This window comes from Pseudoxanthomonas sp. OG2 (assembly GCF_014192765.1).
Taxonomy (GTDB): Bacteria; Pseudomonadota; Gammaproteobacteria; order Xanthomonadales; family Xanthomonadaceae; genus Pseudoxanthomonas_A; species Pseudoxanthomonas_A beigongshangi.
The window spans coordinates 1,342,497-1,355,112 of record NZ_JACHYM010000002.1; the positions used below are offsets into that span (position 1 = coordinate 1,342,497).

A 12,616-nucleotide genomic window follows, 5' to 3' on the forward strand; every position below is an offset into this window, starting at 1 on the left:
CCCGCCGCTGCTCCATCGGGGTGTTTCGAAATGTAACACCGCTAACGTCTAAGTGGCCTGTGCCACCGCCGATCCGGTTGTTGCGGATGCACCAACAACCGCGCTGACCGGGTCCTGTCAGCTGCACGGATGGAACAATCCAATTCCCCCAAGGGCCTCAATCCGGCGCGGGGGGCTGGCCTATAGTCACCGCGCTGCCGCAGTACGACCCGCTCCCCCTCCTGCCACCCGTGGAGATTTCCATGTCCAAGATCCTCGTCCTCTACTACTCCGCCTACGGCCATATCGAGAAGATGGCCGAAGCCGTCGCCGAAGGCGCGCGTTCCACCGGCGCCACCGTCGACATCAAGCGCGTGCCCGAACTGGTGCCCGAAGACGTCGCCAAGGCCTCGCACTACAAGCTCGATCAGGCCGCGCCGATCGCCAAGATCGACGACCTCGCCAACTACGACGCGATCATCGTCGGCACCGGTACCCGCTTCGGCCGGATGGCCTCGCAGATGGCCAACTTCCTGGACCAGGCCGGCGGCCTGTGGGCCAAGGGCGCGCTCAACGGCAAGGTCGGCGGCGCCTTCACCTCCACCGCCACCCAGCATGGCGGGCAGGAAACGACCCTGTTCTCGATCCTGACCAACCTGCTGCATTTCGGCCTGGTCACGGTCGGCCTGCCCTACAGCTTCCAGGGCCAGATGCGCCTGGACGAAGTCACCGGCACCAGCCCGTACGGCGCGTCCACCATCACCGGCGGCGATGGCTCTCGCCAGCCCAGCGACAACGAGCTGGAAGGCGCGCGCTTCCAGGGCCGCCATATCGCGGAAGTGGCGAACAAGCTGTTCGGCTGATGACGTCGGCGCCCCCCCTCTTCCGCCCGCGGGAGAGGGGGGGCGGACACCGTGGAATGGACGGCACGGTTATCGTCCGTCACTCAGTACCGATACGGACGCAGGCTTCGCCCACGGTCGCTTCGCTTCAGTGGCTTTCGACGGGATACGGTCCATCCGCGAAGGATTCGGCGTGGTAACCCTTGGCGCCGATGCGCTCGGCCAACGGGCTCAGTACCGTGCCTCCCGCCTGGAGACGCGCCAACACGTCGGCGAAATCATGCCGCGGCCGCCAGCCCAGTTCCTCGCGCGCCCGCGCATTGACGTAGACGCGATCGATGCCGGCCGGCAGATGCCAGCCGCGCCGCGCGTATTCCGGTTCGAATCCCGGTACGCGGTCGCGCAGCACGCCCGCCATGTCGGCGCGCAGCCGCGCCATGTCCGCCTGCGCGAAGGGCGTGGTGGCGCTGACGATGTAGCGGCCGAAGCCCAGCGCGGGCGCACGTTCGATCGCACGCAGATGCGCGTCCACCACATCCTCGATGTCCACCCGCCGGTACAGGAATTCGTTGGCCTTCAGGTTGGCGTCGCTGAAGCTTTCGCGCGCCCGCCGGTCGTCGTCCTCCTCGGCGAAGAAGCGCGACGTGCGCAGGACAATGCACGGCAGCTTCTGGTTGCGCTGGAACAGCTGGCACAGATCCTCGGCGGCGGCCTTGGTGACGCCGTAGATGTTCTTCGGTTCCGGCCGCACATCCTCGGTGATCCAGGCCGCCGGCTCGCCCGGCGGCGGCACCAGCGCATCGCCGAACACGCTGGTGGTGCTGGTGTAGACGAACGCGCGCACCCCGCCGGCCACCGCTTCCTCCAGCAGATTGAGCGTGCCGGTCAGGTTGGTGTCGATGAATTCCTGCCGCGAATGGGTCGCCACGTGCGGCTTGTGCAGGGTGGCCGGGTGCAACACCACGTCCACGCCCGCCATCGCCTCGCGCACGAAGGCGCGATCGGCGATCGTGCCGACCCGGTGCGTGTGCGCGCCGGGCAGCAGATCGACGCCCACCACCGCGTGCCCGCGCGCCTGCAATGTGGAGACCAGGGCTTCGCCCAGATGCCCCGAGCTGCCCGTCACCAGGACCTTGCCGTACATGCTTCATGTTCCTGCCGTGTCGCCGGGGATCCTACAACGCGTTGCGTCGGGAACCGATAGCGGCAGGAGCGGCGTAGGCCGCGACCGGTGGTTCCGGATTTACGGTATCGCGACTGACGTCGCTCCCACAGGGTGGGGATTTCCTGTGGGAGCGGCGTGAGCCGCGATGGGCGGTTCGGATTTACGGTCGCGACTTATGTCGCTCCTACAGGGGGGATTTCCTGTGGGAGCGGCGTGAGCCGCGATGGCGTTCGGATTTACGGTCGCGACTTATGTCGCTCCTACGGGGTGGGGATTCCTGGTGGGAGCGGCGTGGGCCGCGATGGCGGTTCGGATTTACGGTCGCGACTTATGTCGCTCCTACAGGGTGGGGATTTCTGTGGGAGCGGCGTGGGCCGCGATGGCGGTTCGGATTTACGGTCGCGACTCATGTCGCTCCTACAGGGATGGGGTTATCACACAGCCCACAGGCGGCGTGCCTCCTCGGCCACCACATCCGGGAACTCTTCCGGCCAGAACAGTTTGGCGCCATCGATCCGGCGCACGCCGCGCGAATCGCCAAACACCCCGGCCAGGTAGTCCGGGCTTGCCTTGGAAAAGATGTCGTCGCCGGTGCCCCACAGGATGCGGGTGGGGTAACGGCCCTGCTTAAACGCGGCTTCCACGCCGGCCAGCACATTGCTGTCCAGGCCGATCGCATAGGCGTGGGTGCGCGCGGCGTTGTCGACCAGCGGACGCAGGTACATGTCGATGGCCTCGTCGCTGGGGTTGTGCGGATGGGTGAAGGTCATGCCCCCCAGGCCCTGCGGCGAGCGCGCCAGCGCGTGGTCCGCCTGCCAGGGGGCCAGCCATTCGCTGACGAACCGCCCTTCGCGCGCCAGGTCGATGACGGGCTTCAGCGCTGGTGGCGGGCAGTCGATCTCGGCGTCGCAGTTGGTCAGCAGCAGGCTGCGCACGCGGGCCGGATGCGCCACCGCGAACAACTGCGCCACCGCGCCGCCACTGTCGTTGGCGACCAGATCCACGTTTTCCACGCCCAGCCGATCCAGTAGGTCCGCCAGCATCCGCACCTGATCCGCCGGCGTCACGCCTTGGCCTTCGGCCACTTCGGTGTATCCCAATCCCAGCATGTCCGGCGCGATGCAGCGGCGGTGCGCGGACAACCGTTCCAGCGCGCCGCGCCACTGGAAACCGTTGAGCGGGAAGCCATGCAGGAACAACGCCGCGGGACCGCCGCCGCGCTCGACGTGGGCGATGCGCCCGAACGCCGTACGCGTCCACTGGCGCGCGGCGTTCCAGGCCGCCGCGTCCAGGGTGTCCGCACCGGCCGCGACGGAACCGCCCGATGCCGCCGCCCACGTCCGCCCCGCACCACCGGCCCAGGCCACCGCCGCCATGCCCAGTCCCAGCTTCAATATGTCTCTGCGCTGCATTTCCTTTCTCCGTAGTCCACGTTGGGGTGGCGGCAGGATGGGCGTCCCGGCATCCACGCTCAATTACCTCGGAGGTCATGGCGGCGATGACCGGGCGGCCGCTATGCTCGGCGCCATGATCAACGCCATCGCTTCCGTGCCGGGTCCGGGTCCGCTGCTGCGCGAATGGCGCGCGGCGCGTCGTTTCAGCCAGCTCGATCTGGCGTTGGCCGCGGACATCTCCGCGCGCCATCTCAGCTATGTGGAAACCGGCAAGTCGCAGCCCAGCCGCGAGATGGTGGTGCGACTGGCCGACGCGCTGGCGTTACCGCTGCGCGAACGCAATGCCCTGCTCCAGGCCGCCGGCTATGTCGCGCAATACCCGGAAACACCGCTGGACGCGCCCGAACTCGCGCGCATCCAGTGCGCCATCGACTTCATCATCGCCCAGCAGGAACCGTATCCCGCCTTCGTCCTGGACCGGCACTGGAACATCCTGCGCGCCAATGCCGCCGCCCTGCGGGTCAACGGCTTCCTGCTGGCCGGGCGTGCCAGTCCGCACGCCAACATGCTGCGGCACGTATTCGATCCGAACGACCTGCGCGCCGCGCTGGTCAACTGGGAGGAAGTCGCCGGCGATCTCGTCCATCATCTGCACGCCGAGATCGCCGCGCATCCTTCCGATCCGGTTCCGCGCCGCTTGCTGGAGGAAATCCTGGCCCATCCCGGCGTGCCGCAGCGCTGGCGCCAGCGCGATCCGGGACAGCGGACCTCGCCGCTGCTGACCACGATCTTCGAGCGCGATGGCCGGCGCCTGCAGTTCTTCTCCAGCATCACGGTGTTCGCCGCGCCTCGCGACGTCACCCTGGACGAACTGCGCATCGAATGCTGCTTTCCCATGGACGACGCCACCGCCGCGTTCTGCCGGCGCCTGGCCGACGAGGCGGCACCGGGCTGAAGGCATTGGCCGTGACCGGCGTCCAAATCCGTAGCCATGTCTGGGACTAAGCTGTCCCGCGCATACGGTTCCCCCGCCGACAGGAGTTCACGATGGCCAAGATGGAAGCGCCCTACTACCCGATCATCTACGTCCGCGGCTACGCGATGACCCGCGGCGAAATCGACGAGACCACCGCGGACCCGTTCTGCGGATTCAACCTGGGCTCGACCGTGTATCGCGCGGTCTCGGATCCCTCGCGCAAACCGCGCAAGTACGTGTTCGAATCGCCGATCGTGCGGTTGATGTCCGAATTCGGCTATTCGGACGTGTACGAGGACGGGCGCGACATCCTGGATCCGGAATGGGAAACCGATGCGGAGGGCCAGCCCACCCGCAACCGGCTCGGCAGCCGCTCCATCATCATCCATCGCTACTACGACAACGCGTCGGGCCTGTTCGGCACCGGCAACACGCCGAAGATAGAGACGTTCGCGCGCGAGCTTGGCGATCTGATCGTCAAGACCCGCGACCTCATCTGCGGCAATCCCGACAACGGGGTGAGTCCGGCCAATTTCCGCTGCTATCTGGTCGCCCATTCGATGGGCGGGCTGGTCTGCCGCGCATTCCTGCAGAATCCGGTGCTGGATCCCAAGCAGGCGCGCAAGTACGTGGACAAACTGTTCACCTACGCGACTCCGCACAATGGCATCGACGTGGCCGGGGTCAACGTGCCGCAGTGGTTGTCCGCCTTCGACATCAACAATTTCGACCGCGACAAGCGGATGCCGGAATACCTGGACCTCAAGACGGCATTCAAGCAGCACAAGCGCGTGGACCTGCTGCCCGAGGATCGCTTCCCGTCGCGGCGGGTATTCTGCATGGTCGGCACCAACCGGATGGACTACGCCACCGCCGCCGGCCTGTCGCGCACCTTCGTCGGACACGGCAGCGATGGGCTGGTGCTGATCAAGAACGCGACCCTGCGCGGGCTGAATGCGGACGGCTCCATCGGCGCGTATTGCGCCAAGGCGTTCGCCTACCGCGCGCACTCGGGCTTTTTCGGCATCGTCAACAGCGAGGAGGCGTTCCAGAACCTCGCCCGCTTCCTGTTCGGCGACGTGCGCGTGGACGTGTGGCTGGACGTGGACGAGATACGCCTGCCCGAACCGGTGCAGAAGGCCGCCGACCAGGGCCGCCAGATCGACGCGCTGTACCAGGTCGAAGCGCTGGCGGCGCCACGCGGCAAGCTGTGGTACCTGACCCGGCGCATGTCGGAGGAGGACTCGGTGTCGTGCTTCTCGCACGCCGAATGGAAGCAGCAGAAGTCGCACTACCTGTCCAGCGTGTTCCTCGCCAACCGTGCCCGGGTCAATCCGGATCGCCGCTCGCTGTCCTACAGCATGACCCTGGGTGTGCGGGTGCCTGACTACGAGATTGAGCGCAAGCTGTGGATCAACGAGCACTACGAGGGCGGCTACCTGTTCCGCAATTCGTTGATCCTGGATCTGACCCCGCCATTGCAGGCTGGCGGCAAGTGGAAGATCAGCTATGCCTGGCAGGACGCCGGCGTGGCGGCGGCGCATACCGAAATCGACGCGAAGAAGATCAGCGGCGAGGAAGTCGAGATCGCCATTCCCTTCGACAGCCATACTGTCGCCGCCGACGGCAGCCGCCGGCCCAGCGTGCCGGGCATCCGCGGCAAGGTGCGGCTGCGGATTTCGGCTTGGGAGTGAGGCAATATGGTCCACGCGCACTGGCTCCCGGCGCCACACGACACAAGGAAGATCGCATGAACATCTGCAAGCAGGAGCACCGTTACGACGAACGCTTCGAATCGTTGCCCCTCGACCAGGGTGGGCCGGGGCGCCATCGTTGCGCAGGCTGTGCCTATCAATTGGGTTATGACGCGGGCAAGCGCGGCGACCCAAGATTCCAGCTGGATCTGGATTCGTTGCCCGAAAGCCAGGCGGGCAGCGTGCGCCATCGTGATCCGGAGGCGGCGTTCCAGTTGGGTCTCCATCTGGGCGCGTTGGCGGCGCGAGGCGCTTAGGACGGGTTTCGATTGACGGAATTACCGGGATTTGGTTGGAGTCGAGCGCGCGGTCGCGACTTACGTCGCTCCCACAAGGATGGTTGGACGCAGGCACCACCGCGCCGGAATTTCCGTTTGCCTGGCCGTGACGCCAAACAAAGCCGTTCAAATTGCCGATGCTGACGGTGGGTGTATGGGAGAACGGGGTGATGAAGGAGGAATACCTCTACTGGGACAACCAGGCGCTGATGAAGCAGATCGGCCTGGCCCAGTAGCGCCCACGGAGCAACGGTGGGCGGACGCCGCTTACCTCGCTCCCGCGAGGGGCGTGGCGCCGGACGCGGCTTCCGCCATCACCGGTTCCGTGGCGTTGCGGCCCTCGGCCATCCAGGCGAAAAGGGCTTCGAACACCGGGCGCAGGCGGCGCGCGGGCTCGGCGATTGCGTATTCCACGCGCGGCGGTACTTCGGGATAGATGGTGCGGCTGATCAGCCCGTCGCTTTCCAGCTCGCGCAACTGCTGGGTCAGCATGTGCTGGGTGACGCCCGGAATCGCGCGACGCAGTTCGTTGAAGCGATGCATCCTGTGGCTGAGCAGCCACAGGATCTCCAGCTTCCATTTTCCGCCGATCGATTGCATCGCGGCACGAATCTGGTCATGCCGTGGAGCCACTTCCTCGTAGCTGCCTTCGCAGGGTTCGGTATGGTTTTGCATACTAGGTATTGAAAAGCATCCTTCTTGAAGGAAGCGCGATACGCCAATAGTTTCATGCGCCCCACACGAGCAATCGCGCATGAACATCCTGCACATCGATTCCAGCATCCAGGGCGACCTGTCGGTCACCCGTTCGCTTTCGGCCGCCATCGTAACCCACCTGCGCAAGCACCAGCCGCAAGCGCGGGTGACCTACCGCGATGTCGCCGCCGCACCGCTGCCTCAATTCTCGACGGACGCATTCGTTGCCGATCCCGCACCGGCGTCGACTGGCGAACTGGCCGTCGCGCTGGAGGAGGTGCTGGCGGCCGACGTCATCGTCATCGGCGCGCCGATGTACAACTTCGGCGTGCCCAGCCAGCTCAAGTCGTGGCTCGACGCGCTGGCCATCCCGGGCCGGACCTTTCGCTACAGCGAACAGGGCGTGGAAGGATTGCTCGGCGAAAAACGGGTCATCGTCGCGTCGGCGCGCGGCGGCTTCTATGGCCCCGAAAGCCCGATGGCCGCGCTGGAACACCAGGAAAGCCACCTGCGCGCGTTTTTCGGTTTCCTCGGCGTGACCCGCCTGGACGTGGTCAGCGCGGAAGGGGTGCGCATCAGTCCCGAGCGCGCCGATGTGGCGATGCGCCAGGCGATGGCGCAGGTCGAACAGTTGCAAGCGGCGTAAGGGCGAAGTGGTCGCGCGCCGCGGGACGCGGCGCGTGGCTACGGCCTGGGAGGATGGCGCACCACGAGCCTCGCGGCCGCCTCGGTCTCGGGTCCGAGCATCGGCGCCGCGATCGCCGCCGCGCTGGCGACGCGCGGCAATCGAGCCGGAGTGGCACCAGCGGGTTGACGTGCGGGGATCGGAATCGCATCAGGCGAATTGGACGACATGGCCTGTCCGGGCGCTCCGGCGCGCTCGTGCGCGGCATCCCGTCCCAGCGAATAGGCGCTGGCCCAGAGGCACAACATGCCGGCCAGCAGCAGCATGTGGCGTGTCGCGCTTTTCATCCTGTTTCTCCGGGTCGGCGCGCGGGTCGACCGTGCAGCGCAGGTTGCCCCATTCCGGGTGACGATCCGGTCAAATCCCGGATTCATTGCAGCGCGTTCATTGCGGCGCGCCCGCTCCGGCGCTAGCGTGGCGGTCCCTCCTCGGTCCGACTCCGCCATGCGCCTGTTCATGTACCTGCTGATGGTGGCCTGCCTGGTCCCTGCGTCGGGCGTCCTGGCGCAAACGTCGCCGCCGCGCGAGGAACTGGCCGCCGGATCGCGATACCTGGTGTACGAAACCGGCGCTGCCGGACCCGCCGATGCGCTGCCGCTGATCGTCGCCCTTCATTATTCCGGCGCCCATCCGGAGGTGCTGGTCGACGCCTTCACCGGCCTGCAGGTGCCGGCGCGGGTGGTGCTGCCGGAAGGCCCGCACCCGCGTCCACAGGGAAAGTCATGGTTCCCGCAGGGGTATGGCCAGCGTCCCGACATCGAACAGGCGGCGCTGACACGCGAAAGCGAACGCCGGTTGCTTGAGGTCGTCGGCGCGGTGGAAGCGCGGTATCCGGGACGCGGCAAGGCAATCGTCACCGGCGTTTCCTATGGCGGCGATCTGGCGTTCCTGCTGGCACTGGATCATCCCGCTCAGTTCCGTGCGGCGTTCCCGGTGGCGGCACGGTTGTTGCCGGAGTGGCTGCCCGCGCGTCCGGCGTGCGCGGCGGACTGCCCGTCGCTGCATGCGCTGCACGGGGAAGACGACGCCACGGTGCCGATCGGCCCGACCCGGGCGGGGGTGGAGACCTTGCGCGAGCGCGGTTTCGATGCCGCGCTCACCCCGTATCCCGGCATCGCCCATGATTTCAGCGCGGACATGCAGGCGGACCTGCGCGCGCGCATCGAGGCATTGCTGCGCTCACCCTGATCCGCGCACCTGCTCGGCAGCAACCGGTCATCGGATACCTGCGCGCGCCATCGCCATCTCCGACGTCGTCTTGAAGCAATGCTGTTCCGGCTTGAAGAAATCGTGAAGCGGCGCGCCACGCGCCGATGCTATAAGACGAATCCACGCCATCTCGGGAACTTCGTCCATGGATACCAACGAACTCCACCGCGGTCGCCTGATCGATCACCTGCAACTGGTGGTGCGCGATCTGGAGGCCAGCCGCCGTTTCTATCAAGCCGTCTTCGATGCCTTGCAGATTCCGATGAGCGGCAGCGGCGACGATTATTTCTGGGCCGACGAACTGTTCGTGTCCACCGCCAGCAGCGAGGCCGCGCAGGGCGAACTCACCGGCCGCCATCACCTGGCGTTCCAGGCGCAGGACCGCGCGATGGTGGAGGCCTTCCATCGCGCCGCGCTCGCCAACGGCGGTCGCGACAACGGCCCGCCCGGCGAACGCGCCTATCACCCGGGCTACTACGGCGCGTTCGCGCTGGATCCGGACGGCAACAACATCGAGGCGGTCTATCACGGCGAGGCCAAGCGCAGCGCACCGTCGGTAAAAGTCACCTTCTAGCCGCGCGGTCACGCTTCCCCGGAAGGCACTTGCGCAACACATAAGTAATCGCTAATGTGTTGCGCATGGTCGAAAACGACATCTTCAAGGCCCTGGCCGATCCCACCCGCCGCGCGATCTTCGAGAAGCTGGCGGCGGGACGGATGAACGCCAGCGCCCTGCGCACGGGCCTGGACATCAGCCAGCCGGCGATGTCCCAGCACCTGGCCGTGCTGCGCGGCGCGGGACTGGTGCGCGAGGAACGCGAGGGCCGGTTCGTGAATTACGAAGTCGATCCGGACGGCCTGGCGCTCATCGCGCGCTGGCTGGCGAAGTACCGCGCCTACTGGCCTGCCCGGATCGACGCCCTGAAGGCGCTGTTGAAGGACATGGACCAATGAACGACTCCGCGATCGAAACGCAGGCCGATGATGGCGATCTGGTGCTCGAATACGATCTGGACGCGCCACCGGCCCAGGTCTGGCGCGCCATCAGCATCCCGGAATTCCGCGAACAGTGGCTGCCCGACGGCGCCTTGGCCGACGCCACGCCGGTATCCACCGTGGGCGGCGAGGAAATCCGCTATCGGGTGCGCGATGACGAACCACCCTTCCTCGAAAGCGTCGTGACCTTCCGGATACGTCCCAACGAAGGCGGCGGCAGCACGCTGCGGATCATCCATGCGCCGCCGGATCCGCGGCTGACCTCCGCCGTGCCGGCCGCCAACGACGACGCCCCCGTCCTCATGCGCGCGGCCTGACACCGCGCGCCCCTCGCCACTTTCTGGAAACCGGGAGTTCGCGCATGCGCGAAACGATGCAACTCGTCCCCATGGTGCTCGAACAATCGAGCCGGGGGGAACGTTCCTTCGATATCTATTCGCGGTTGCTGCGCGAACGGATCATCTTCCTCAACGGCGAGGTCAACGACACCGTCTCGGCGCTGGTGTGCGCGCAGTTGCTGTTCCTGGAGGCGGAGAATCCGGACAAGCCCATCCATCTCTACATCAATTCACCTGGCGGATTGATCACTGCCGGCCTGGCGATGTACGACACCATGCAATACATCAAGGCGCCGGTGCACACGCTGTGCATGGGAACCGCCCGTTCGATGGGTTCGTTCCTGCTGATGGCGGGCGAACCGGGCGAGCGCAAGGCGCTGGCCAATGCCAGCCTGCACGTGCACCAGCCGCTGGGCGGTTTCCAGGGGCAGGCCTCGGACATCTTCATCCACGCCGAGGAAATGCGGAAAACCAAGGAGCGCGTCATCCGCCTGTACGCCGAGCATTGCGGACGCAGTTGCGCGGAAGTCGAACGAACGCTCGACCGCGATCACTACATGAGCGCGGAGGAAGCCAGGGAGTGGGGCCTGATCGATCACGTGCTCAAGCACCGCGACGCCAAGGCGGCCTGACCGCCGCGCCGGTTCAGGCGCGCAGCACGCCTTCCACGTGATCGCCGAACGCCGCGTGCAGCGCGTCCGGATCGCCGCCCAACGCGCCGCGCATGCGCTCCTCGTCGATCGGGCGCACCACCCACTGGTAGCGCCCGCTGCGCCAGCCGTTGCGCTGGTACTCGGCGACGGCGACGTAGTAGTTCGGTCCCGGACCCACGCAGTACCAGAACGCCGCCAGCGGTGCGTGGTCGCTGTGCCGCGAAACCTCATGGGTCACCCGCTTGACCACGGTGATTTCATCCACCCGCAAGGTACCGGTCCCGGCTGGAAACCGCAGTCCCTCGAAGGAGCGTTGCAGCAGGCGATCGCCCACCCGGCTGTGCTGGACATGCAGCATCACCACGGCGGCGAAAATCAGGACGGAAGCCAGGAACGCGTAGACCATGGCAAATGGACCGGAATGCGTGGAAAGGCCGCGGCTATCTTAGCTTGGTCCCGCCCAGCAGGGGCGGCGTGCCCCGGGCGCATGAAGATCTGTCCTGGACGCGCACAGGTTGTGAAACACGCCTCGTTTTCGCGGGGAAACGCCACCTATGGTCTCCATGCCACACGGGTGGCCAACGTCAAATGGAGTTTGCACATGAAAACCCGCAACCTGCTTGCCCTGTCTTCCTTGCTGCTTCTGGTGGCCAGCTTTCCGGCCATCAGCGGGCGCCAGTACGCAAGTCATACCACGTACTTTGACGAGAACGGCAGCGTCGTCGGCTGGGAGGTCATTCCCTGCCAAGGCCCACCGACGACCTGGGGCGTGGTCACCAACAACTATCATGAGGATCTGTTCGAATGCTCATGAAGATTCCTGCACTTCGCTGAAGTGTCTCCCGACGGGACCTCATCAGGTCCCGTCGTCGTTGGGGGAACCCATGCGCAGCTTGCGCTATCGCCCTACAGTTCGGGGGGCGGCGGGTTCTGCTCGGCTTGGCCGGGATGCACCCAGACCCGGATCGCCTCGGTACCCGCATCCATCGGCTTGGGACACTTGCCGTCCCCGGCGCCGGTGAAACCGCCGGACGGACTGCAGATCTCCTTGCCACGCGCATCGAGCAGCGGGTTGAACTGATCGCAGCAGGGCGACACCAGGTAGAACGCCGGCGATCCCTGATGGGTGATCCGCCAGATCGAACCGGGCGCGCCGCGTGCGGGCAGTCGTTCGTAGTCGGCGATTCTCGCGCGCAGCCAATCCGGCAGCGGTGCCTGTCCCGTACTCGCCGTCGTGGCCGCGCTCGTGGTGTTTCCGCTGTTTCCGCTGTTTCCGCTGCCCGCATCCGCGCCGCTGTCCGCGGGCGCATGCGTGCAGGCGGCCAGGGCGACCGATAGCAGCAAGCATGCGGTGATCCGGAAACGCGTCGCGCGCCGTGGCGATGTCATGGTCCAGCCACGTGATCATCGAAGGAGGACACAGCCTACCAGTCCTCCCGGCGGGCCGGTGTCGTGATCCGGCCCGCCACATTTCGCATGCTTCGCGACCCGGCATCAGGACGCGTCGCCAGGACACGTCGCCAAGGTCCGGTCAGAACCCGGCATTGACCTCCAGTTGGAAGACATCGATGGACAGCGGGGCGCCGCTGACTTCCTTGGCGGCCATCCAGCGGCCGGTCAGCCAGACCTTGCGGTCGAAGGCGTAGGAGGC

At 66.4% G+C, this 12,616-nt stretch carries 19 protein-coding genes; 11 read left to right on the plus strand and 8 right to left on the minus strand.

The genetic code is table 11. The features are described 5' to 3' along the window. The first annotated feature begins 242 nt into the window (after positions 1–242). Positions 243–842 carry an NAD(P)H:quinone oxidoreductase gene (wrbA, locus tag FHW78_RS19290; protein ID WP_183644586.1) on the plus strand — a complete coding sequence of 200 codons (600 nt, stop codon included), beginning with the start codon at positions 243–245 and terminating at the stop codon, positions 840–842. Positions 843–969: 127 nt separating this feature from the next. Here the strand turns inward: wrbA and FHW78_RS19295 are convergent, their stop codons facing one another. Both FHW78_RS19295 and FHW78_RS19300 read right to left on the minus strand, forming a co-directional pair. Next, entirely contained in the window at positions 970–1,965 is a 996-nt protein-coding gene (locus FHW78_RS19295) for an NAD(P)-dependent oxidoreductase (RefSeq protein ID WP_183644590.1), read from the minus strand. 455 nt (positions 1,966–2,420) lie between these two features. Then, positions 2,421–3,398 (minus strand): alpha/beta hydrolase, encoded by a 978-nt coding sequence (locus FHW78_RS19300; protein ID WP_183644593.1) that lies wholly within the window; start codon positions 3,396–3,398, stop codon positions 2,421–2,423. Positions 3,399–3,513: 115 nt separating this feature from the next. On the opposite strand from FHW78_RS19300, the gene FHW78_RS19305 reads away from it, so the two are divergent. The 3 genes from FHW78_RS19305 to FHW78_RS19315 all read left to right on the plus strand — a co-directional run bounded on the left by FHW78_RS19305 (position 3,514) and on the right by FHW78_RS19315 (position 6,367). After that, complete coding sequence (locus FHW78_RS19305; protein WP_218533670.1) at positions 3,514–4,335, plus strand: helix-turn-helix transcriptional regulator; 822 nt, start codon at positions 3,514–3,516, stop codon at positions 4,333–4,335. Positions 4,336–4,427: 92 nt separating this feature from the next. Then, positions 4,428–6,050 (plus strand): hypothetical protein, encoded by a 1,623-nt coding sequence (locus FHW78_RS19310; protein WP_183644599.1) that lies wholly within the window; start codon positions 4,428–4,430, stop codon positions 6,048–6,050. A gap of 56 nt (positions 6,051–6,106) precedes the next feature. Beyond that, entirely contained in the window at positions 6,107–6,367 is a 261-nt protein-coding gene (locus tag FHW78_RS19315; protein WP_183644602.1) for a hypothetical protein, read from the plus strand. 288 nt (positions 6,368–6,655) lie between these two features. Here the strand turns inward: FHW78_RS19315 and FHW78_RS19325 are convergent, their stop codons facing one another. Beyond that, entirely contained in the window at positions 6,656–7,063 is a 408-nt protein-coding gene (locus tag FHW78_RS19325; protein ID WP_183644605.1) for a helix-turn-helix domain-containing protein, read from the minus strand. Positions 7,064–7,142: 79 nt separating this feature from the next. On the opposite strand from FHW78_RS19325, the gene FHW78_RS19330 reads away from it, so the two are divergent. After that, positions 7,143–7,730, plus strand: coding sequence for an NAD(P)H-dependent oxidoreductase (locus FHW78_RS19330; RefSeq protein ID WP_183644608.1), 588 nt, complete (start codon positions 7,143–7,145; stop codon positions 7,728–7,730). Positions 7,731–7,768: 38 nt separating this feature from the next. Here FHW78_RS19330 and FHW78_RS19335 read toward each other — a convergent pair whose 3' ends face one another. Beyond that, the gene (locus FHW78_RS19335) at positions 7,769–8,035 is read right to left on the minus strand and encodes a hypothetical protein (RefSeq protein WP_183644611.1); all 267 of its coding nucleotides are present in this window, start codon (positions 8,033–8,035) and stop codon (positions 7,769–7,771) included. 178 nt (positions 8,036–8,213) lie between these two features. Between FHW78_RS19335 and FHW78_RS19340 the strand changes: the two genes are divergently transcribed. Further along, a complete protein-coding gene (locus FHW78_RS19340; RefSeq protein ID WP_183644614.1) occupies positions 8,214–8,957 on the plus strand; it encodes a dienelactone hydrolase family protein in 744 nt (247 codons plus the stop codon). A gap of 27 nt (positions 8,958–8,984) precedes the next feature. Here the strand turns inward: FHW78_RS19340 and FHW78_RS19345 are convergent, their stop codons facing one another. After that, a complete protein-coding gene (locus FHW78_RS19345) occupies positions 8,985–9,125 on the minus strand; it encodes a hypothetical protein (RefSeq protein WP_183644617.1) in 141 nt (46 codons plus the stop codon). Here FHW78_RS19345 and FHW78_RS19350 point away from each other — a divergent pair. The 4 genes from FHW78_RS19350 to FHW78_RS19365 all read left to right on the plus strand — a co-directional run bounded on the left by FHW78_RS19350 (position 9,124) and on the right by FHW78_RS19365 (position 10,944). Beyond that, entirely contained in the window at positions 9,124–9,552 is a 429-nt protein-coding gene (locus FHW78_RS19350; protein ID WP_183644620.1) for a VOC family protein, read from the plus strand. The two genes, FHW78_RS19345 and FHW78_RS19350, sit on opposite strands and share 2 nt — an antisense overlap. A gap of 65 nt (positions 9,553–9,617) precedes the next feature. Further along, entirely contained in the window at positions 9,618–9,932 is a 315-nt protein-coding gene (locus tag FHW78_RS19355) for a metalloregulator ArsR/SmtB family transcription factor (protein ID WP_183644623.1), read from the plus strand. Next, positions 9,929–10,291, plus strand: a complete 363-nt coding sequence (locus tag FHW78_RS19360; protein ID WP_183644626.1) for an SRPBCC domain-containing protein — start codon at positions 9,929–9,931, stop codon at positions 10,289–10,291. Before FHW78_RS19355 ends, FHW78_RS19360 begins: the two co-directional genes overlap by 4 nt. 44 nt (positions 10,292–10,335) lie before the next feature. Beyond that, positions 10,336–10,944, plus strand: coding sequence for an ATP-dependent Clp protease proteolytic subunit (locus FHW78_RS19365; RefSeq protein WP_183644629.1), 609 nt, complete (start codon positions 10,336–10,338; stop codon positions 10,942–10,944). 13 nt (positions 10,945–10,957) lie between these two features. Here the strand turns inward: FHW78_RS19365 and FHW78_RS19370 are convergent, their stop codons facing one another. Next, positions 10,958–11,371, minus strand: coding sequence for a hypothetical protein (locus FHW78_RS19370; protein ID WP_183644633.1), 414 nt, complete (start codon positions 11,369–11,371; stop codon positions 10,958–10,960). Positions 11,372–11,566: 195 nt separating this feature from the next. On the opposite strand from FHW78_RS19370, the gene FHW78_RS19375 reads away from it, so the two are divergent. Further along, positions 11,567–11,779 (plus strand): DUF6289 family protein, encoded by a 213-nt coding sequence (locus FHW78_RS19375; RefSeq protein ID WP_183644636.1) that lies wholly within the window; start codon positions 11,567–11,569, stop codon positions 11,777–11,779. Positions 11,780–11,871: 92 nt separating this feature from the next. Here the strand turns inward: FHW78_RS19375 and FHW78_RS19380 are convergent, their stop codons facing one another. Both FHW78_RS19380 and FHW78_RS19385 read right to left on the minus strand, forming a co-directional pair. After that, the gene (locus FHW78_RS19380; protein WP_183644639.1) at positions 11,872–12,309 is read right to left on the minus strand and encodes a hypothetical protein; all 438 of its coding nucleotides are present in this window, start codon (positions 12,307–12,309) and stop codon (positions 11,872–11,874) included. 187 nt (positions 12,310–12,496) lie between these two features. Then, positions 12,497–12,616, minus strand: a 120-nt coding sequence (locus tag FHW78_RS19385; RefSeq protein WP_183636170.1) for a putative porin, incomplete at its 5' end; no start/stop codon positions are given.

What these genes read in the sequence shown, in the direction of transcription:
- FHW78_RS19345 (WP_183644617.1), bottom strand. Translation starts at nt 9,125, where the DNA reads ATGGACGAAGTTCCCGAGATGGCGTGGATTCGTCTTATAGCATCGGCG.
- FHW78_RS19370 (WP_183644633.1), bottom strand. Translation starts at nt 11,371, where the DNA reads ATGGTCTACGCGTTCCTGGCTTCCGTCCTGATTTTCGCCGCCGTGGTG.
- FHW78_RS19295 (WP_183644590.1), bottom strand. Translation starts at nt 1,965, where the DNA reads ATGTACGGCAAGGTCCTGGTGACGGGCAGCTCGGGGCATCTGGGCGAA.
- wrbA (WP_183644586.1), top strand. Translation starts at nt 243, where the DNA reads ATGTCCAAGATCCTCGTCCTCTACTACTCCGCCTACGGCCATATCGAG.
- FHW78_RS19365 (WP_183644629.1), top strand. Translation starts at nt 10,336, where the DNA reads ATGCGCGAAACGATGCAACTCGTCCCCATGGTGCTCGAACAATCGAGC.
- FHW78_RS19375 (WP_183644636.1), top strand. Translation starts at nt 11,567, where the DNA reads ATGAAAACCCGCAACCTGCTTGCCCTGTCTTCCTTGCTGCTTCTGGTG.
- FHW78_RS19360 (WP_183644626.1), top strand. Translation starts at nt 9,929, where the DNA reads ATGAACGACTCCGCGATCGAAACGCAGGCCGATGATGGCGATCTGGTG.
- FHW78_RS19330 (WP_183644608.1), top strand. Translation starts at nt 7,143, where the DNA reads ATGAACATCCTGCACATCGATTCCAGCATCCAGGGCGACCTGTCGGTC.
- FHW78_RS19325 (WP_183644605.1), bottom strand. Translation starts at nt 7,063, where the DNA reads ATGCAAAACCATACCGAACCCTGCGAAGGCAGCTACGAGGAAGTGGCT.
- FHW78_RS19350 (WP_183644620.1), top strand. Translation starts at nt 9,124, where the DNA reads ATGGATACCAACGAACTCCACCGCGGTCGCCTGATCGATCACCTGCAA.
- FHW78_RS19310 (WP_183644599.1), top strand. Translation starts at nt 4,428, where the DNA reads ATGGCCAAGATGGAAGCGCCCTACTACCCGATCATCTACGTCCGCGGC.
- FHW78_RS19355 (WP_183644623.1), top strand. Translation starts at nt 9,618, where the DNA reads ATGGTCGAAAACGACATCTTCAAGGCCCTGGCCGATCCCACCCGCCGC.
- FHW78_RS19305 (WP_218533670.1), top strand. Translation starts at nt 3,514, where the DNA reads ATGATCAACGCCATCGCTTCCGTGCCGGGTCCGGGTCCGCTGCTGCGC.
- FHW78_RS19335 (WP_183644611.1), bottom strand. Translation starts at nt 8,035, where the DNA reads ATGCTGCTGCTGGCCGGCATGTTGTGCCTCTGGGCCAGCGCCTATTCG.
- FHW78_RS19340 (WP_183644614.1), top strand. Translation starts at nt 8,214, where the DNA reads ATGCGCCTGTTCATGTACCTGCTGATGGTGGCCTGCCTGGTCCCTGCG.
- FHW78_RS19300 (WP_183644593.1), bottom strand. Translation starts at nt 3,398, where the DNA reads ATGCAGCGCAGAGACATATTGAAGCTGGGACTGGGCATGGCGGCGGTG.
- FHW78_RS19315 (WP_183644602.1), top strand. Translation starts at nt 6,107, where the DNA reads ATGAACATCTGCAAGCAGGAGCACCGTTACGACGAACGCTTCGAATCG.